This window comes from Bacillus cereus group sp. BceL062, from assembly GCF_051780025.1.
GTDB lineage: Bacteria > Bacillota > Bacilli > Bacillales > Bacillaceae_G > Bacillus_A > Bacillus_A toyonensis.
This window is the reverse complement of record NZ_JBPWGY010000002.1, coordinates 65,747-84,023: the sequence shown is the minus strand read 5'-3', so window position 1 is coordinate 84,023 and position 18,277 is coordinate 65,747. Positions and strand designations below refer to the sequence as shown.

The following is an 18,277-nucleotide window of genomic DNA, read 5'->3' as shown; positions in this document are numbered from 1 at the left end:
TTCCCTCTTTACTTCGTCTCCTTCTTTTTCTTCCACGCATTTACACTATCAAAGAAGAAATTAATAAATAACGTGCCTAAACCCGCTAATAAGAAAGTCATTAAAAATAGAATCCATATACTTTTATCTTTTAATAAATAATATCCTACAAGGAGCACAACCGCGATCCATACATATTCAAGAATTCTTTTTAGCTTTTTCTGTTCCAAATTATTCGCTCCCTCTTTCTATACTACTTTTAGTATAACAAAAAAGAAGCCTATCATGATAAGCTTCTTTTTCTTCTCTCTTATTTGTTCATGCTTTTTTCAACGAGTGAAATCGCATGCTCTATCGTACGATTCATCGTTTCTACCTGTTCGTCTTTCACTTTCGCATCTTTTAATACAGCTTCTGCAACTGTAATTTTTTGTTGTAATGATTTCACTGAACCGTCCGTTACATTCGCAGCTTGCGCTTTCTGTACTACAACTTTTGCAGATTCAATATTGATTTTTAATTTTTCTTTCGATGTTTTTGGTTGCTCTTCTGCTACTTTAGATTGTACAAAGGTTACATTAGCTGTTTTTAATTCGTTATACGTTTGAATAATTTGTTCCCCAGTACTTCCGATATTTTCAAACGCTTGCTTTGCAGTGTTATAGCTTTTCTCTAGTTCTTGAAATGCTTCCTTTGAGTATTGACCTGGCTTATCACCAAATTCATATGTACCAGCTAACACTGCTTTTACTTTTCCTAGCTCTTCATATAACGCGTTTACTTGCTCTAACTTCGTACGATTAAAAAACTCATTGTACGCTGCTAATACTTCTGAAGAACTTAATGCTTTACTATATAATTTTGCTAGCGCAATTTGACCATTTAACGGAATGCCACCATTTCCATTGCTATCTGGATCAGCTCCAAATGCAAACGGTACGTTCGGGTGATACACTTTTCCTTGAGCTGGTTGGCTATTTATTTTTTTACCATCTACATAAATTGCTATTTCACTTCCGTTATACGTTCCTGTTAAATGATATGTTTTGTTCGCTTCTAACTGAACGCCAACACGTTTATAACTACCACCAATATGAGCCCACAATTCAACATTTCCACTTCCTGTAGACTCAAAACCAATTCCACCACTCTCTGTATTTTGCAAAATACCTTGTCCACGAATTTCATTCATTGAAAATACAGTTTCTAACGTAAATGCATTTGCTACTTTTTCTTTTTGGGCTGCTGAAAACGGCAGATACCCAAATGTATTTGCTTTCCCGTTTAACTTCATAACATTCTTTTTCAAAGCTTTATCATATTCAATAGTCACATTGCCCTTCACATCACCTTTTGTAACAAATGGTGAATTGTCTTTAAATGTACCATCTGCAAAGTTCACATCGAAAACATCAGCCTTTGGCACTTTTACATTCGGATCGATATTATCTTTTTTCGTAGTAATTTCTGCCGTTAACGGCTGCACACTTTCATTACCAAACGAATCAATCGCAACTACTTCAAGTGTATATGTTTTCCCGCCATCTAATCCAGCAAGCGTAAACGTAAGGTCTTTCGGCACTGGGTCACGGTAAAACTCTGAGAATGCTAATAACTTATTTTTAATCTCACCTGTTTGTTTATCCTTCGCTTGTACACGATAAGAATGAACAAGAAGGTTGTCCAATGCTTGCGGGAATGTTACTGTTGCTGCGTTTTCCGTTACATTTGATACAGCAAGCTTTGCATCCTTAGCGAAGTATGGCTTTTCTTTATCACGATTTTCTACATGTGTAAATGTTTCTTTCTTTGCTGGCAATTTAATTTTCCAAGGCTCACCTGTCCAAGCATTCGTATGGAAATCACGACGATTAATCGTTACCTCTTCATCATCTACTTCTACTAATAAACCTTGGCTTAACGTACTAGCTCCTGGCGGGATATTTCCTTGTACTTTACCGCCTTCAACTTCCATATAACTTACAGAAGATGTACCAACAGACGTAAAGTCTTTTTGATGAATTGATCTTGGATCATCTAACGGATAATGAGAATGACCTGAAAACGTAATGACTTGTGGGTATTCTTTTAATACTGCATTAATTTTCGTACTATCTTTCGTTCCCCACTCTTGGCTACCGTATACTGTATCTTTAATATGTTGATGTAAAAATACGAAAATCGGCTTTTCTGGATCATCCTTTTGCGCTTTTGCCATTTCTTCTTTTAACCAATTAATTTGCTTGTCTGAATAATATCCATGAGTTGTCCCATCTTCCGGAGACATAACAAGGAAGTGATACCCTTTCACCACTTTATGATAATAAATCGATTCCATTCCTGTTTTTTCTAAGAAACGCTTCTGCGCTCCCTCTACAGATAAGCCGTTCCAATAATCATGATTACCGAGAGAATTCATTCGTACCGCATCTTTATTTGCATTTTCATTATACACTTGCATGAAGCGATCATATTGTTGTACCGATCCTGAATCAGTAAAATCTCCTACAATTACAAATGCATCTTGTTTTGGAGCAAGTGTATTAAACTGTTCAATCGCTCTTTTCCAACGAAACGTATCATCCGTTCCACTGTTTTTAATATGTACATCACTTACAACTGGAAAAACTAACTTCTTCTCACTCTGCACCTTTTCTTGTTTCTTCTCTTCCGCTTTGACTGATGTACTCCACGGAAATGATACAAACGCCAATACAAAAATCATTAATAATCCAATAAGGCCTTGTACTTTTCTTAAAGCAGTTCTGTCCACGTGAATCCTCCTCATAATAATTGATTCATTACAAGGGCTATTTTATCTAAAGCATATTAATGTCGTTTAAATAACAAATGGATTTTATTAGATTTTTGTAAATATACAGTTAATTATAAATTAAGTCCCACATTCCTCGTACTATTGTATACAACCACCTTTTGTCTAAAAGATTCTGATCATTCTTTTCCCATGTCTATTCACATATACTCTTTTCTATAACATGAATGATACGTTAAGATGTAAGCCTATTAGACAATCTTAATTTTTAACATTTTCTTCTTTTCTTAACACATCGGCCATGCTTCTACATTTAATAGTAGTAAAAGACAACTTAAAAAGGAGGGGTTGTATTGAAGAATAAAAAAAATATTGGCTGTTTCGCTCCTTTATCTATCATTTGTCCAGACCCTTGTCCACCGCCCCCTCCTCCAAATCCAAGTTGCGAGCTAGTAACAAATGAATTTGCAGGGAATTTCCTCATAACTAATAGCACCATTCCCTCTGCCAAAGATGCATTACAATCAATGATACTATGGCAAAGTGATGGGATACTCCTTATATCAGGTACTGTCTCGGTTTACAATAGTACTAGCAGCACTGAAGCAATTACAATTCAAATCGTTGGAGCAGTAACTAATATTTTCACTGTGTTTCCTGGCAATACAATATCTTACACAGGTAAAGGTTTAATATCCGTTAGTATTATTAATATACAAAGTAATTCTTCACTATATTTAGAAGGCAAGTACTGTTGCCAATTTACATGTTGCTTATAAAATACCAATTTCATTGCTTTCTCAATAAAAAAAGCATACCCTTTACGGTATGCTTTTTTATGAAATCGGATAACGTACTGTAATACAAAACTCTCCTTGATTAACAGTTGTTCCTGTCGTAGTAATTCGAATCGTAGTAAAATATCGTACAGTGAAAGTACCGCTACTTTGCGGTTGAACAGTAATCGTATCAACTACTGTAGCACCTACTAAAAAATCAACTGTAATTGGATTTGCGCCTACATCATATTTCACATAACCTGAACCATACACTTCTTGCGTAATATTATTCGTATATACAATTTGAGTACCAGCACCTGTAATAGACCAGTCTGTACATACTTGATCTTGTACAAGCGTTTTATTAGAACAACAAGACAAACTGGAACTTCTCATTCCCATTTTGATCCTCTCCTATTCTGCTATGAAAGTGGATAACGTGTTGTAATACAAAACTCTCCCTGATACGTTCCAGCAGGTGTTGCCGGTAACACAACTTGTATACTATCAAAGCGGCGATACGTAAAAGCAATACTCGTTCCTGGGTTTAATGTTTGTGTATCAATTGTAGCCCCAGCAGAATCAAGTGCTTCTACAGTGATTGGGCCCGGTCCAACATCATATTTCACAAAGCCAGTACCAATTACATTTTGATTAATATTATTTGTATAGAGAACATTATCAATTGCTGTTGCAACTACAGTAGCAGACCACGGACTACACACTTTATCTTGCACATAATTTTTATCTGGACAGCAAGTTAACGCTGACCCTGAGCACTCACAAGACATAGTTGTTTCCCCTCTCTCTTTTATATTCCCTATATGTGTATGTCCTTTAGAGTCTTTTGCCTGTACTATTCATCCATTTTCAAAAATTATTCAAAACTCAGTGCTAATAACTAGATAGATTCCGTTTTGTTTCGTTTTTTCATAAATTTATAGATAAAGATACTAGCCACGATAAGAAGAACGCCTCCTAATATCGGTAGCATATATTGTCCAACAACATCCGCTGCTTTTTCCCAATGCGGACCTAATTTCATTCCTACATATATATACAAAGCCGTTAACGGGAACATCGCTACAAATGTATATATGCTAAATTTCCATATGTTCATTTTCGCCATACCACATGGAACGGAAATAAGTGTTCGAACTCCTGGAACGAAGCGTCCAACAAATGCTACAACCGGTCCGTATTTCTCAAAGAAATCATCTGCCTTTTGAATTTGTTCTTCTTTAATGAAGAAGTATTTTCCGTATTTTATTAATAGAGGACGACCACCGTAATAACCGAGTGCATATAACGTTAATGGTCCTGTCGTTCCACCAAGCGTTCCAGCTAATACAGCTAGCCAAAAATTCATATCTCCCTCGTACACCCAATATCCAACCATGGGTAAAACTACTTCTGCTGGAATAAATTCAAACGTTAATGCTAACACAACTCCAAAATAAGAAAACTGCTTTAAAAACTCGATTATATCTAAAATAATTTGCTCCATTCTTTTAACTCCTATCCAATATTTACATTATGCTTTTCTTGTAATTGCACTGGTGCCATTTTTACAATTCGATTCAAAATGAATAACACAATTCCAATATCATCTAAAATACCGATAAACGGCAGGAAGTCTGGAATTAAATCAAGCGGCATCGCAACATAACCAACTAAAAAAGCAACAGATAAAATTTTCTTCTTTATTGAAACCTCTTTTGAAGTGAAAAAGTCAAATAGGAATGGAACAAACTTGCGGACATGAAATACAACTCTTAATCTACTAATAAGTTTTTTCATTTTTTATCTCCTCTCTTTGTATACAAAAAGGCCCCTACCAAATATGGTAAGGGTCCTAAAAAAGACAATAAGGGGCCTGTACCATTGCTGGTAAAGGTCTCACTAACAACGAAACGTTGCCAATAAAGCCGAGGGTTTCTCCCTGTAATGACGACTTTACTGTAATAAGTTACTCCCCTTTATATACACAATTTTATACAATCACATTAAAATATTTTAGAGGGCTTGTCAATACATTTTATGACTCGAACTATCTAGCTTACCCTTGACTAAAAATAAAAAACGTATATGAAATTTCTTACTATCTCATAATATACATAATCATTTTTGAATGAAAGGAGAGGCTTCATTTGCATACTGTATGGAAAGGTGCACTTTCACTTGGGCTATTAAATATAGGAATCAAACTATATAGTGCCGTAGAAGAAAACGATATAAAATTTTTAAGTCTCCATAAGGAATGCCTAACACCTATTAAATATAAAAAGTTTGCTCCTGATTGTACGGATGAAGAAATCGATGATAAAGATATTGTAAAAGCCTATGAATATGCACCTCATAAATACATCATTATTGATGAAAAAGAATTAGCTGAGCTGCAAAAAGTTCATGAGCCACGGTCCATTCGTATTATATCTTTTGTCCAAAATAGCGAAATTGATTCTGTTCTCTATGACCGTTCTTATTTTATAGGCCCTACGCCGGGACACGAAAAGTCATATTTATTATTAAAAGAAGCTCTTGAACGTACGAATAAACTTGGTCTTATTCATATTTCTATCAGAAAAAAACAACATTTAGCTATTATCCGTAGCTTTGAAGATGGGCTTATGTTACAAACCATTCATTACCCTAATGAAATTCGCAATATAACAACTACACCTAATTTACCAAGTAACGAAGATCATCCTATTCAAAAACAAGAACTCACCGCGGCAATCAATTTAATTCCTCATCTTACAAATCCTTTCGAACAAGAGCTATTTACAGACGAGTATAAAGAAGCTCTTACCGAATTAATCGAAAACAAAATTGAACAACAAGAAAAAACGAAACAATCTCCCCAGCTCCAAACATCATCAATATTATGGAGACATTACAGGCAAGTATTGAGCAAGCAAAAATAAAAAGAGATAATAAAAAAGAACAAGAGGCCAACTGAAATCGACCTCTTGTTCTTTAAAGTGGATTACATTTTGGCATCTCAAGTCCAGATGATTGTGCTAACTTTAATAAATAATAACATTCCTCTCTTGCCATATGATCTGCCATTCTCGCTGATAATGCACTTAATATTTCATTCGATAATTCTAACTCTTCTACTTCATGTAGAAAATGCGAAAATAGTTTGAGTTCAAGTGAAACATCTTTTGTAAACTTCTTTAACGCCGGAAAATGATGAAGCTCTGTCCGTAAATATCCGGTCATTTCAACCGCTTTTAAATAAAATTGTTCAAAGTGCTTCGTGAATTCTTCACTTTTCTCTTTTAATTTTTTTTCAACAAGATCTAACCCACCAGAAATAGAGCCCGCATGACCAGCCGCATCCGTTAACCAAACGAGATGGTAATGCAGTTCATGAAAAACAGGCAGAACTTCTCCTTTCTTTAAAAACTCTAACACCGTTATATACTCTTCTACTTCATTTACCATATGATTAATAAAAGTTGGCGTAAAATGAATAGTAATTTTCCCCTCCAACTGTTTCTGTATAATATTTAATTTAAACGTTCGTATCTCCTTAGCAGCTCGCTCTGCCTCTTTTGAGAATGCAATGAGATTGACAGTATGAATTTTATTTAAAAACCCTGTAAACGTCTCAACAAAATAAGTAGCTTTCTTTATATCTTCCTTTTCCTTTGGAGCTAACGCATCAAGTAAAAATTGCGCATGATCACTCAGTACCTTTAGCCAAAACTTATGCTCAAACAACGCACTTTCTTCGTAATTTCTCTCCATCAAATCGCCTCCCTATGTTCCTTTCTTTCTATCACTTGAACTTTATATCCATCTGGGTCTTGTACTACAATACTCTTCGTACACTCGTTTTCTGTATATACAATTTCATAAAACTCTAATTTCTTCTTTAACTTCTCTATGTTAGAAATTGAGAATTTTAGTACATCACACAAAGCTGTAATACTCTTCTCACGTCCACCTAAACTTCGATTCATAACAAAACTAATTCTCATTGAATTAGCATCATACCAAACCCCTGTTATATCTAATTGAGGTCTCTCTGAACTGGGGCTTATTCCTAAAATCCCTTCGTAAAAATACAGCGTTTCCTTTAAGTTCTTTACTTCTAGCACAATGAAACTCTTTACATTCTCCACATTCATTCCCCCTGTACTTATTACTTTTTTATATGTGTCATAAATGCCTGTTATGTCTGAATACAATACGTAGTGATGAAGAGTTAAGGAGGTTTATTCATGAATAAATATATGAGATCATTCGTGCCATACCATAGCCCTCAAGATCCTTGTCCTCCTATCGGAAAAAAATATTATTCTACTCCTCCTAATTTATTTTTAGGTTTTCAACCGCCAAATTTACCGCAATTCACACCAAAAGAGGCATTACAAAAAGGAACTTTATGGCCTGTTTTTTATGACTATTATGAAAATCCTTATAAAAAAGGGCGGTGACTACTGACGTGACTCAATCGCTACCAGAAGAATATTATCAACTTTTACTGGAGCTTCAAGAACTAGACTTTGTACTAGTTGAACTAACTCTTTATTTAGATACACATCCAGATGACACTGCTGCGATTAATCAATTTAATGACTTCTCCTATAAACGAAGGGTATTAAAACAAAAGATGGAAGAAAAATACGGACCACTTCAGCAGTTTGGAAATAGTTATTCTAACGCTCCATGGGAATGGAGCAAAGGTCCTTGGCCATGGCAAATATGAAGGAGAGAAAATATGTGGATTTATGAGAAGAAATTACAATACCCGGTTAAAGTAAGCACCTGTAATCCAGCCCTTGCCAAATTATTAGTTGAACAGTACGGTGGTGCTGACGGCGAACTAGCTGCTGCCCTTCGTTACTTAAATCAGCGTTATACTATCCCTGACAAAGTCGTTGGCTTGCTAACCGATATCGGCACCGAAGAATTCGCACACCTAGAAATGATCGCTACAATGATTTATAAATTAACAAAAGATGCAACACCGGAACAAATGAAAGCTGCCGGATTAGACGCACAGTACGCTAATCACGATAGCGCTTTATTTTATCATAATGCAGGTGGTGTTCCTTTTACTGCTACTTATATTCAGGCAAAAGGAGACCCCATCGCAGATTTATATGAAGATATTGCCGCTGAAGAAAAAGCGCGCGCAACATATCAATGGCTCATTAACTTATCCGATGATCCAGATATAAATGACAGCTTACGCTTTTTACGTGAACGAGAAATTGTGCATTCACAACGCTTCCGAGAAGCAGTTGAAATTTTAAAAGAAGAACGTGATAAAAAGATTTTCTTTTAACACACATATCGTAACGATATGTGTGTTTTTTTATATGTAAAGTTAAATCCTTCCTAATTAACATATAAATAGTATATTTATTCAATTTAATGCATTATTTTTTAATTTTTATAAAATTCCCTCTTGCTTTCTAGTCATCAGACCTTTAAAATAATAACAGTTACTCGACAAATTATTTGAATTTTCGACAAAAATACTCATTAGGAGGATTTTCTTTATATGCGTACAACTTTAAAACCAGCGCAAATACTTTCGATTAGTTTACTACTATTCGCAGTTTTCTTCGGTGCTGGTAATATGATTTTCCCGCCCCTTCTCGGTCTTTCTTCCGGAGAAAACATGTGGGTTTCCATTACAGGATTTATTATTACAGACGTCGGTTTATCTTTACTAGCTATCGTCGCTGTTGCCCTTGCCGGTGGTAGTTTTAACACTTTAGCAAGCCGTGTTCATCCAAAATTCGCAGCAGTATTCGCTATCATTATTTATCTTTCAATCGGCCCACTATTTGTTATTCCACGAACTGGATCTGTATCTTACGAAATTGGGATTGCACCACTTTTCCCAGATCAATGGTATTCTATGTTGGCTTTTAGCGCTATTTTCTTTACAGTCGTTTACTTCCTATCATTAAATCCATCCAAATTAGTAGATCATATCGGTAAAATATTAACGCCAATTTTACTTGTAATTATTGCAATTATGGCAACAAAAGCAATTCTTTCACCAGGATCATTCACAGAACCTATCGGTGACTATAAAGACATCCCATTTTTCAAAGGATTTCTTGAAGGGTTTTTAACGTTAGATGCAATTGGGGCGCTCGTATTATCAACGATTGTTGTAAATGCAATTCGCCAAAACGGTATACAAGATAAAAAATCCATCGCAAAATATACAATTATTTGCGGAAGCATTGCTGCCCTTTTCTTAACAATTGTTTATTTCTTACTCGGTTATATCGGGGCTTCAAACGGAAACTTAGGACAATTTGAAAACGGTGGTCAGCTATTAGCTACGATTATGTATCAATTCTTTGGGACAAGCGGTAATGTTTTATTAAGTATCGCAATTATTTTCGCTTGTTTAACGACTGCAATCGGTGTTGTAAGTGCATTCGCAAACTATTTCGCAACAGTGTTAACGAATGTTTCATACAAGAAACTGGTACTATACGTTTGTATATTTAGCTTCATCATTTCAAACCTAGGCTTAAGCTTATTAATTAAAATTACATTACCTGTATTAATTATTTTATATCCAATTACAATCATTTTAATTTTCGTATCATTTATTGATAAATATACGAAACGTAAACCTTCTGTCTATATCGGAGCAATGATGGCTGCATTCCTTATTAGCTGTATTCATGCACTTGATAATGTGGGAATGATTCCAAACTTTATCGCTAATATCGTACACACAATTCCTTTTTATAACTTAGGAATCGGCTGGATTGTTCCGGCAATTATCGGTGGTATAATCGGATACTTTATTCCGCAAACAGAAGCTGAAGGTGAAGTTTCTACGAAATAAAAAAAGAAGCAAGCATTGATTATGCTTGCTTCTTCTTTATTTTCACATCGTATGTTTAAAAGTAAATAACTCTTCTTTTGACTGCACAACAGATTGTTCTTCTTCTACAACTGGCTTCTTTATCTCTCCGCCTAACCTTACTTTTAACATCGCCTCTTCTATACTTTTTACAATCATATTTCCTGAAAAAATAGTAAGCCCGAAAAATGTAATTGGGACGAGAGGAATCCATGGATGCACTGTTAATGACCTAAAATAGACTCCTATTAACCCTGACCATTCATGTGTGTAAGAGTCTATTTCTTTTATCCCTATCGGTCCACCAAACTGGACTGTCCCACCAAAAAACACCTCAAGTAACCCTAAATGAAGTAAAATAGTCAAGGTTTGAGTAAACTGCTGAAGAAATACGAGTATAAACGTCATATTGAGATGCGGAAAAAGGTGCTTTATAACAATATGTCTTCTTGATCCACCTAATATGCGCGCAGCATCAATAAATTCTTCCGTTTGTAATTTACGAACTTCCTTCGCCACATAAAGTGCAATAACTGGCATCACAAGCAGTACAAGTAATACAACTTGGAACGAAGCCCTTTCAAAAAAAGTTGTTGTTTCCTCTCCACTTCCAAATCTATTCACAGCTTGAAGAAAGAAATACGCAATCATAACTGTCGGAATAACTGTGAAACTATCAAAAAAAGCCTCAATCTTTGAAAAACCTCTTTTTATATATGTTCCGAGTATAACACCGAAAAACACACCTATTACCATTCTAAGTGCCGCAATTAAAATAGATATACCAATCGTCCACTTCGCACCTTCAATGACTAAATGTAAAAGGTCATATCCTTTCAAGTCTGTCCCGAGTAAAAATTGTAGTGAAGGTGAAAACGGTGGCACTTCTGGATTTCCATCCGCATCATATTGCAGTGTAACTTTTTTAATCTGTCCATCATTCCATATCGTATTTCCGATGCTCAAAAGAACTAATAGGAGAAGAAAACCAATGCTTATCCAAAATCTTTTATCGCGTTTTATATACGTCCACATATTATAATCTCTCCTTCATCGCAGCTGGAATGAGATAATGAAACAATTTAAATATAATAAAAATCGGAATATAAATAAGCAGCACACTAACGATGAAAACCTCAATCCTAATACCCATATACGATTTCAAAAACATAAAAACACCACTCGTATTAAAAATCCATTCTATAATATATAAATTAGATAGCATAAAAAAAACATTCGTTTTCGCAAAGAAAAGTGTACTAAGCAACACGTTTCGTAAAATATGACGATTTAAAATATGAAAGCGATTCAGACCTTTCGCTTTAGCAAATAGTACATAATCTTTTTCTAGCTCATTTTCAAAACGAAGCACTAACATTTTTACAAACATAATCGTTGTCGGTATACTCAAACATAATATTGGCAATCCTCTAATCGACTCGCCTCCAATTGACGCAATTTGAAAAGGTAAAAAACCTGTTTGTTTAAAAAACCATATAACTAAAATTTGTGATACTAAAATAAGAAGAATGTCTGGAATGGATTCTAGGAAGATAAGAAATGATTTAATTCGATGTTGTATACGCGGTGAACTACTCATAATCATATAAACGATACAAAATGCTACAAATAATGAAATGAAAAAAGCGGCCAAAAAAATAACAATCGTCTCTTTATAATGGACAAACAACTGTGGGAATAAAAATTTATCTCTCACATATTGCAAATTGGAGAGATCCATTAAGTTCAAAAATACTTCTTTTAAACTCTTTATGTACTCTGATACATGCAGCTCAAATCCATAAAATAATTTCGGCAGTGCTCCTAAACAAATAATCCCCAAAATCGAAATAATAAATTGAATCGTCATTTCCATCCCATTCAAAAATACTTTTTTGACCATTTTTCCCCTTCTCTCTCTATGATTTACCCTTTAATTTTATTCTTAATTTTCTGAATTGTAAATATTCAAACATAAAAAACCACTAGGTTATGATCCTAGTGATTCTTTATGTACATGTTTTTCTCTTTTCGCAAACGGCATATACACAATAAAACATCCAATAAGCGCTGCGAGTTCTAATGAAATAATATAGTAAGGATGCGTTCCTAACATATCGAGTAATGAGGCAGTTTCTGGCTTATGAGCTAAAAACATATAATTTCCACCCGTTTTGTAATTCACAAACGAAACAATTGGAATCAATATGTTTAAAAATATCATTGTGCGTTTAATAGATTGTACTGTCGGACGATACCCTTCTACCCAGGTCATAAAGAGCGGTGCCCAAATGAGCAATACATGCGCAATGAAATATTCAATGAAACGAAAATGCGGAAAAGCATACTGCAAGTTTGGCGTTAAAATGGCTTGTGATGCACCGATAATTCCTGTGAAAAACACAATCTCATATATGCGATAACTTTTCGTTACAATCATAATTGACGCTAATAATAAACTAATCGTACATAACTCAAATGGTAATGAAGTGCCTAGGTCAAAAATCCCGGCTTTCCATTCCCACATATGAAGCCCAATTTCACTTCCTATAAATAGAAATGCAATCGCATATCTAACCGTTATATTCCACTCAATTTGACGTAATACATCTTGGTATTGATATAGAAAAACGATCCCCACCAACATAATAAATAATATAATGGCATGTTGCCTTGAGTATGGAATAAATGGCTTTAATGGATGCGCACTAAAATAAGCTTCCATCTTCCTTCCTCCTCTCCTTCCTACAATATTATTGTAGGAAAGAAACAACGAGTCAATTCATTTGCTTAAGCTAGGACAACCTCTACCTTACATTTACATATTCATACCTTACAAAACTGTAAGGTTATTGTAAGCTAAAACGATTTGTCAGATTCTTCACCTCTTCTATACTTAATGTAGATACTAAAACGAACGAAAAGGTGATAAATAGATGAAGAAGAAAAATAAAGTGTTAATTACTAGTGTAGTAGCAATCGGAATTGCAGCTGGATCATACTTTGCATTTGCTGGTGGTGGTTCAGATGTTGCAATGGCATATAGCAGTTATAAAGTAACAGAAAAACAAATCGAAAACGCGCAAAAATTTGGCGGTGAAGTTATTCCAAACGGAATTGAAACTATTTCATTTGATCCAACAAAAGGCACGTATGAATTAGCGGTTAAAAAAGGCGATGAAGTGAAAAAAGGGCAGCTTCTGTTTAAATATAATGACCCTACTGCTAAACAAGGTGTAACGGAAGCAGAAATGCAAAAGAAAATCGCACAAAAAGAAGTAACATTGTTCCAAAAACAAATCGATGCAGCGAAACAAAAATTACAAAAAGATAAAAATGCAGGTCTTCCTCAGGAAGCATTAAAAGCATCGGAAGTCGAAGTGCAACAATTAGAATCGCAACTTGAAATGAAAAAATTTGAAGTTGAAAAATCTGATGAAATGATTAAAGCAGCAAAAGAGAAAGTAAACAATCTTTCTGTAACAAGTCCTGTTGATGGTGTAATTGATGATATCGTGAAAACTGCTGATGAAAAAACAGGTATGAGTGGCATTACTCTTCGTCATGCTGGTCAATTTAAAGTAAAAGGTCAACTTTCTGAATATGAGCTTGCTAGTATGAAAGTTGGGCAAGAAGTAACTGTTTCATCAAAAACGGTCGCTGGTAAGACTTGGACAGGAAAAGTAACGGAAATTGGTTCTACACCATTAAAGAGCATGGACGAAAATAAAACTGTTTCTAACTATCAATTCACTGTCACATTAGATAATAGTGAAGAATTACAAAACGGCTTCCACGTTTACGTAACAAGTAAATCTGGCGAAGCAACTGGTACAATTGTTCCGAAAAGCAGCATCGTGAAAAAAGGTGACAAAAATGTTGTCTTCGTTGTAAAAGATGGTAAAGCGAAAGAACAAGCGATTACTGTTGAATTCGAGACAGATAGCGAAGCAAAAGTTTCTGGAGTGAAAAAAGGAGAACAAATTATCTCTAAACCTGAAAAAGACTTAAAAGATGGTATGGAGGTTGTCGCCCAGTGATTAACTTAAAAGGCATCACGAAATCCTTCCAAAATGGTGCAGAGTCCGTTCAAATATTACACGGAATTGACGTAACACTAAACCAAGGAGAATTCACTTCTATAATGGGACCTTCTGGTTCTGGTAAATCCACTTTAATGAACATTATCGGTTGCTTAGATAAACCAACGACAGGTGCGTATGAATTAGCAGGACAAAATATTTCAAACATGTCTGAAACCGAACTTGCACGCGTTCGTAATAAAGAGATCGGGTTTGTATTTCAAAACTTCATGTTATTACCGAGACTTACAGCACTTCAAAATGTAGAACTACCTCTTATTTACGCTGGAGTCGATAAAAAAGAAAGACGTGAACGCTCATTAGCCGCTTTAACAAAAGTTGGTTTAGCAGATCGAGCTACTCACTTACCGAACGAATTATCCGGTGGTCAAAAGCAGCGTGTTGCCGTTGCCCGTGCAATTGTAAATAACCCAAAATTCATTTTAGCTGATGAACCAACGGGTGCACTTGATACGAAAACGAGTACACAAATTATGGACCTCTTTTACGAATTAAACAAACAAGGCTCAACAATCATTATGATTACCCATGATCGTGAAATCGGGGAAGCTGCAGCACGTCAAATTGTAATTCGTGACGGAAATATCGTCCAAGATTGGAGAGGTTAATTTTGAACACGAGTGAAAATATACGCATGGCCCTTTCCTCTATCTTTGCTCATAAAATGCGTTCTATATTAACAATGCTAGGTATTATTATTGGTATTAGCGCCATTATTACTATCATTTCAATGGGTGATGGTACAAATGCAAAGTTTAAAAAAGAATTAGGCCAAGGAAAAGATACAGAAGTAACGATTTACTACAACAACCCTGATTACGGAACTGATAGTGCCAAAATTACAGCTGATATGTTAAAACGTCTTCAAACTGTGCCAGGCGTTAAAGATGTTTATCCAGATGTAAGTATGAAAGTAAAAGCATCTTCTGGTTCAAAAGATGTCTCTCTTGATTTAAGAGGTGGAACAGGCGCCTTCATGACAGATGCGAAAATAAAATTAGTTCACGGTCGTGAATTAAATGATAGTGAATTAAAGCAAGCGATTCCTGCTGTTATTTTAAATGAAGAAGCTTTCAATAAATTATTTAACGGCTGGGAATCAAATTTATACACTGACATAAAAGGAAAGCCATATAAAGTAGTCGGTGTGTATGAAACGAAAAATGATTTCGGAATGGCTATGTCAGAAGGTTATACATCACTTGAAAACGCTCCTGTAATCTCAGGAGTAACTGAGTATGACTCTGTAAGATTAATATTAACTTCACCAGCAGAACGTAAAAGTGTAGAAAAACAAGCCGCTTCTGTTTTAAACGATATGAAAGCTCCTAAATTTGAGCATAAATTTGAAGCTCAAGATATGGGTGAATTTACGAAGCAACTAGATGAATCAATCGGTATGATGAAAATGGTATTCGGTGGTATCGCTGCTATTTCATTACTTGTTGGTGGTATCGGTGTAATGAACATCATGCTTGTATCTGTAACAGAACGTACACGTGAGATCGGTATTCGTAAAGCACTTGGTGCAACACGCGGTAAAGTATTAACGCAATTCTTAATCGAATCTTGTATTTTAACAGGACTAGGTGGTTTTATCGGATTCATGCTCGGTATCTTCTTCGCTTGGATCGTCTCAATCTTTGCCGGATGGCCACTTGTTATCTCAAAAGAACTTGGACTTCTTTCAGTAGGTATTTCAATGCTAATCGGTATTGCATTCGGACTACTACCAGCTAACAAAGCTGCAAAACTTGATCCAATTGAGTGTTTACGATATGAGTAAATAAAAAACGTAGGAGTGTACACTCCTACGTTTTTTATTTACCTATCAAATTGTGTTTCTTCTATTATATATGTTTCACGTTACAACTATCTTTCTAATACTCTTCATTCTTTATAGATACTCGGGCTATTATCGAATCCTATTATTGCAAAAATAATATGTAATAGACAAAATACAAGGCGTAATTTTTTCCATGCATCGACTTATTTTGTAACAATTCTATCGATATTTCATTAAATTTCACCTCATTTATATATTTCCACAGTCAAAAATATTATTATTTTATAACTAAATTTTCGTTTCGACAGTAAAACACACCATTTTTGTAATACCGCAGAAAACAATTAGAAACATTACTGTAATACTATTAACGTTATAGAAATTGAAATACCAATCATTTTATGTTTCACACGCTCTAATCCTCCAAAAAACAATAAGGAAGCGCTATCAGGTTATTTATGGAATTATTACAGAATATTAATGCCCCGTTACGAAAGCTTTGTAATTTTATGTTTTTCGCAAATAAGAAAATAATGGTTGCTATAATGAGGTCAACGAAAACAAATGCAATGGAGGCTATTATGAAAAAATTTATGGGTATAGCAACAGCAGCGGTTTTTGGTCTTGGGATTTTCACAACATCTGCTAAAGCAGAAACAATCGTAACGACTGACGTACTAAACGTACGAGAAAACCCAACTACTGAATCAAAAGTTGTAGGAAAATTATTAGATGGATATAAAGTAAATGTTTTACATACAGAAAACGGATGGTCAAAAGTTAAATTGAATAGCGGTAAAGAAGCTTTCATAAGCGCTGACTATACGAGAGATACTTACTACGTAACAGCAAACGTATTAAACGTACGTGCTGGAGCAAACACAGATTCAGAAATTCTTGGTAAGTTGAAACAAGATGATGTAATCGAAACAACACACGAAGTGCAAAATGACTGGATTCAATTTGAATATAACGGAAAAACAGCTTATGTTCATGTTCCTTACTTAACAGGTAAAGCACCAGTTAAAGTTCAACCAGCAGTTAAAGTTGAAAAAGCAATTAAAGTTCAAGACACAGCTAAAGTTCGTGAAGCAGTTAAAGCTGGTGAAGTAGCTGAAACTCAAGCAAAAGCTAAAGCAGAGGAAGCAACTAAAGCTCGTGAAGTAGCTGAAGCTCAAGCAGAAGTTAAAGCTCAGGAAGCAGCTAAAGCTCGTGAAGAAGCTAAGGCTCAAGCAGAAGCTAAAGCTCAGGCAGATGCTGAAGCTCAAGCAGAAGCTAAAGCAGAGGAAGCAGCTAAAGCTCGTGAAGAAGCTAAAGCTCAGGCAGATGCTGAAGCTCAAGCAGAAGCTAAAGCAGAGGCAGCGGCTAAGGCTCGTGAAGAAGCTAAAGCTCAGGCAGATGCTGAAGCTCGTGAAGCGGCTAAAGCTCAAGAGGCAGCTAAAGCTCGTGAAGCGGCTAAAGCTCAAAAACCAGCTACACAACAACCTGTTGCAAAAGAAACTGAAACAAGCACACCATCATCTTCTCGTGAGTTAAGAGTTGTAGCAACAGCTTACACAGCAGATCCACTTGAAAATGGTTATAAAGCAGGCGACCAAGTAAAATCAGCTTTAGGTCACAACTTAACAGCAAATCCAAACATGAAACTAATTGCAGTTGATCCAAGTGTCATTCCATTAGGTTCAAAAGTATGGGTTGAAGGTTACGGAGTAGCAATCGCTGGTGATACTGGTGGAGCTATTAAAGGAAATAAAATCGACGTTTTAATGCCAGATAAAGGCACTTCAAGTAACTGGGGACGTAAAACAGTTACAGTGAAAATTTTAAACTAATTACTATAAAAAAAGAGTCAGTCTCATTGTTGAGGCTGACTCTTTTTTTTACTCTATTAAACTACTGAAAAATGTCACAGTAAATGAAATTATATCAACGATTTTTCAAATATATCTATCGTAACCTACAATATATCAACGATTTTTCGAATATATCTATCGTAAC

General features: G+C 35.2%; 20 protein-coding genes and 1 pseudogene. 10 read left to right on the top strand and 11 right to left on the bottom strand.

Features of this window, described 5'->3' with window-relative positions; genetic code table 11:
- Window positions 1-8 precede the first annotated feature (8 nt).
- Together ACS2MN_RS05590 and ACS2MN_RS05585 are read right to left on the bottom strand one after the other, a co-directional pair.
- Window positions 9-209, bottom strand: coding sequence for a hypothetical protein (locus tag ACS2MN_RS05590; protein ID WP_000435798.1), 201 nt, complete (start codon window positions 207-209; stop codon window positions 9-11).
- 80 nt (window positions 210-289) lie between these two features.
- The gene (locus ACS2MN_RS05585; protein ID WP_000376192.1) at window positions 290-2,752 is read right to left on the bottom strand and encodes a LamG-like jellyroll fold domain-containing protein; all 2,463 of its coding nucleotides are present in this window, start codon (window positions 2,750-2,752) and stop codon (window positions 290-292) included.
- A gap of 353 nt (window positions 2,753-3,105) precedes the next feature.
- Here ACS2MN_RS05585 and ACS2MN_RS05580 point away from each other — a divergent pair, with 353 nt between their 5' ends.
- Window positions 3,106-3,531: an S-Ena type endospore appendage gene (locus ACS2MN_RS05580; protein ID WP_000791321.1), complete on the top strand. Its 426-nt coding sequence runs from the start codon at window positions 3,106-3,108 to the stop codon at window positions 3,529-3,531.
- A gap of 57 nt (window positions 3,532-3,588) precedes the next feature.
- On the opposite strand, the gene ACS2MN_RS05575 is transcribed toward ACS2MN_RS05580, so the two are convergent.
- The 4 genes from ACS2MN_RS05575 to ACS2MN_RS05560 all read right to left on the bottom strand — a co-directional run bounded on the left by ACS2MN_RS05575 (window position 3,589) and on the right by ACS2MN_RS05560 (window position 5,331).
- Window positions 3,589-3,933, bottom strand: a complete 345-nt coding sequence (locus tag ACS2MN_RS05575; RefSeq protein WP_000525818.1) for a DUF3992 domain-containing protein — start codon at window positions 3,931-3,933, stop codon at window positions 3,589-3,591.
- A 20-nt stretch (window positions 3,934-3,953) separates the two neighbouring features.
- Complete coding sequence (locus ACS2MN_RS05570) at window positions 3,954-4,322, bottom strand: DUF3992 domain-containing protein (RefSeq protein WP_001277536.1); 369 nt, start codon at window positions 4,320-4,322, stop codon at window positions 3,954-3,956.
- Window positions 4,323-4,432: 110 nt separating this feature from the next.
- Complete coding sequence (locus tag ACS2MN_RS05565; protein ID WP_000435006.1) at window positions 4,433-5,038, bottom strand: DedA family protein; 606 nt, start codon at window positions 5,036-5,038, stop codon at window positions 4,433-4,435.
- Window positions 5,039-5,049: 11 nt separating this feature from the next.
- Window positions 5,050-5,331: a YkvA family protein gene (locus tag ACS2MN_RS05560; protein WP_000733839.1), complete on the bottom strand. Its 282-nt coding sequence runs from the start codon at window positions 5,329-5,331 to the stop codon at window positions 5,050-5,052.
- A 350-nt stretch (window positions 5,332-5,681) separates the two neighbouring features.
- Between ACS2MN_RS05560 and ACS2MN_RS05555 the strand changes: the two are divergent.
- A pseudogene (locus ACS2MN_RS05555) lies at window positions 5,682-6,493 on the top strand (Ku protein).
- 17 nt (window positions 6,494-6,510) lie between these two features.
- Here ACS2MN_RS05555 and ACS2MN_RS05550 read toward each other — a convergent pair.
- Together ACS2MN_RS05550 and ACS2MN_RS05545 are read right to left on the bottom strand one after the other, a co-directional pair.
- The gene (locus ACS2MN_RS05550) at window positions 6,511-7,290 is read right to left on the bottom strand and encodes a DUF2935 domain-containing protein (RefSeq protein WP_000440951.1); all 780 of its coding nucleotides are present in this window, start codon (window positions 7,288-7,290) and stop codon (window positions 6,511-6,513) included.
- Window positions 7,290-7,733 carry a lactoylglutathione lyase gene (locus ACS2MN_RS05545; protein WP_015000171.1) on the bottom strand — a complete coding sequence of 148 codons (444 nt, stop codon included), beginning with the start codon at window positions 7,731-7,733 and terminating at the stop codon, window positions 7,290-7,292. Before ACS2MN_RS05545 ends, ACS2MN_RS05550 begins: the two co-directional genes overlap by 1 nt.
- A gap of 33 nt (window positions 7,734-7,766) precedes the next feature.
- Between ACS2MN_RS05545 and ACS2MN_RS05540 the strand changes: the two genes are divergently transcribed.
- The 4 genes from ACS2MN_RS05540 (at window position 7,767) to brnQ2 (ending at window position 10,372) form a co-directional block, all read left to right on the top strand.
- A complete protein-coding gene (locus ACS2MN_RS05540; protein WP_001046260.1) occupies window positions 7,767-7,982 on the top strand; it encodes a spore coat associated protein CotJA in 216 nt (71 codons plus the stop codon).
- Window positions 7,983-7,990: 8 nt separating this feature from the next.
- Window positions 7,991-8,254 carry a spore coat protein CotJB gene (locus ACS2MN_RS05535; RefSeq protein WP_000194492.1) on the top strand — a complete coding sequence of 88 codons (264 nt, stop codon included), beginning with the start codon at window positions 7,991-7,993 and terminating at the stop codon, window positions 8,252-8,254.
- Window positions 8,255-8,266: 12 nt separating this feature from the next.
- A complete protein-coding gene (gene cotJC / locus ACS2MN_RS05530; RefSeq protein WP_000265285.1) occupies window positions 8,267-8,836 on the top strand; it encodes a spore coat protein CotJC in 570 nt (189 codons plus the stop codon).
- Window positions 8,837-9,055: 219 nt separating this feature from the next.
- Window positions 9,056-10,372, top strand: coding sequence for a branched-chain amino acid transport system II carrier protein BrnQ2 (gene brnQ2, locus ACS2MN_RS05525; protein WP_001260923.1), 1,317 nt, complete (start codon window positions 9,056-9,058; stop codon window positions 10,370-10,372).
- A 42-nt stretch (window positions 10,373-10,414) separates the two neighbouring features.
- Here the strand turns inward: brnQ2 and ACS2MN_RS05520 are convergent, their stop codons facing one another.
- The 3 genes from ACS2MN_RS05520 to ACS2MN_RS05510 all read right to left on the bottom strand — a co-directional run bounded on the left by ACS2MN_RS05520 (window position 10,415) and on the right by ACS2MN_RS05510 (window position 13,115).
- The gene (locus ACS2MN_RS05520) at window positions 10,415-11,425 is read right to left on the bottom strand and encodes an ABC transporter permease subunit (RefSeq protein ID WP_000269942.1); all 1,011 of its coding nucleotides are present in this window, start codon (window positions 11,423-11,425) and stop codon (window positions 10,415-10,417) included.
- Between the two features lies 1 nt (window position 11,426).
- Window positions 11,427-12,293 (bottom strand): ABC transporter permease subunit, encoded by an 867-nt coding sequence (locus ACS2MN_RS05515; RefSeq protein ID WP_346994904.1) that lies wholly within the window; start codon window positions 12,291-12,293, stop codon window positions 11,427-11,429.
- An 87-nt stretch (window positions 12,294-12,380) separates the two neighbouring features.
- Window positions 12,381-13,115, bottom strand: coding sequence for a YwaF family protein (locus ACS2MN_RS05510; RefSeq protein WP_000388685.1), 735 nt, complete (start codon window positions 13,113-13,115; stop codon window positions 12,381-12,383).
- Between the two features lie 211 nt (window positions 13,116-13,326).
- Here ACS2MN_RS05510 and ACS2MN_RS05505 point away from each other — a divergent pair, with 211 nt between their 5' ends.
- The 4 genes from ACS2MN_RS05505 to entC all read left to right on the top strand — a co-directional run bounded on the left by ACS2MN_RS05505 (window position 13,327) and on the right by entC (window position 18,111).
- The gene (locus tag ACS2MN_RS05505) at window positions 13,327-14,430 is read left to right on the top strand and encodes an efflux RND transporter periplasmic adaptor subunit (protein ID WP_098705981.1); all 1,104 of its coding nucleotides are present in this window, start codon (window positions 13,327-13,329) and stop codon (window positions 14,428-14,430) included.
- Window positions 14,427-15,101, top strand: a complete 675-nt coding sequence (locus ACS2MN_RS05500) for an ABC transporter ATP-binding protein (protein ID WP_000609098.1) — start codon at window positions 14,427-14,429, stop codon at window positions 15,099-15,101. The genes ACS2MN_RS05505 and ACS2MN_RS05500 overlap by 4 nt, the downstream gene beginning before the upstream one ends.
- Window positions 15,102-15,127: 26 nt before the next feature.
- Complete coding sequence (locus ACS2MN_RS05495) at window positions 15,128-16,279, top strand: ABC transporter permease (protein ID WP_002038017.1); 1,152 nt, start codon at window positions 15,128-15,130, stop codon at window positions 16,277-16,279.
- A gap of 458 nt (window positions 16,280-16,737) precedes the next feature.
- Window positions 16,738-18,111: a cell wall-binding protein EntC gene (gene entC, locus ACS2MN_RS05490; protein WP_142336481.1), complete on the top strand. Its 1,374-nt coding sequence runs from the start codon at window positions 16,738-16,740 to the stop codon at window positions 18,109-18,111.
- Window positions 18,112-18,277: the final 166 nt, after the last annotated feature.

Excerpts from the sequence above, each read along its gene's own strand:
- ACS2MN_RS05575 (WP_000525818.1), bottom strand. The coding sequence starts at position 3,933 with ATGGGAATGAGAAGTTCCAGTTTGTCTTGTTGTTCTAATAAAACGCTT.
- ACS2MN_RS05570 (WP_001277536.1), bottom strand. The coding sequence starts at position 4,322 with ATGTCTTGTGAGTGCTCAGGGTCAGCGTTAACTTGCTGTCCAGATAAA.
- ACS2MN_RS05565 (WP_000435006.1), bottom strand. The coding sequence starts at position 5,038 with ATGGAGCAAATTATTTTAGATATAATCGAGTTTTTAAAGCAGTTTTCT.
- ACS2MN_RS05560 (WP_000733839.1), bottom strand. The coding sequence starts at position 5,331 with ATGAAAAAACTTATTAGTAGATTAAGAGTTGTATTTCATGTCCGCAAG.
- ACS2MN_RS05550 (WP_000440951.1), bottom strand. The coding sequence starts at position 7,290 with ATGGAGAGAAATTACGAAGAAAGTGCGTTGTTTGAGCATAAGTTTTGG.
- ACS2MN_RS05540 (WP_001046260.1), top strand. The coding sequence starts at position 7,767 with ATGAATAAATATATGAGATCATTCGTGCCATACCATAGCCCTCAAGAT.
- cotJC (WP_000265285.1), top strand. The coding sequence starts at position 8,267 with ATGTGGATTTATGAGAAGAAATTACAATACCCGGTTAAAGTAAGCACC.
- brnQ2 (WP_001260923.1), top strand. The coding sequence starts at position 9,056 with ATGCGTACAACTTTAAAACCAGCGCAAATACTTTCGATTAGTTTACTA.
- ACS2MN_RS05520 (WP_000269942.1), bottom strand. The coding sequence starts at position 11,425 with ATGTGGACGTATATAAAACGCGATAAAAGATTTTGGATAAGCATTGGT.
- ACS2MN_RS05515 (WP_346994904.1), bottom strand. The coding sequence starts at position 12,293 with ATGGTCAAAAAAGTATTTTTGAATGGGATGGAAATGACGATTCAATTT.
- ACS2MN_RS05510 (WP_000388685.1), bottom strand. The coding sequence starts at position 13,115 with ATGGAAGCTTATTTTAGTGCGCATCCATTAAAGCCATTTATTCCATAC.
- ACS2MN_RS05505 (WP_098705981.1), top strand. The coding sequence starts at position 13,327 with ATGAAGAAGAAAAATAAAGTGTTAATTACTAGTGTAGTAGCAATCGGA.
- ACS2MN_RS05495 (WP_002038017.1), top strand. The coding sequence starts at position 15,128 with ATGGCCCTTTCCTCTATCTTTGCTCATAAAATGCGTTCTATATTAACA.
- entC (WP_142336481.1), top strand. The coding sequence starts at position 16,738 with ATGGAATTATTACAGAATATTAATGCCCCGTTACGAAAGCTTTGTAAT.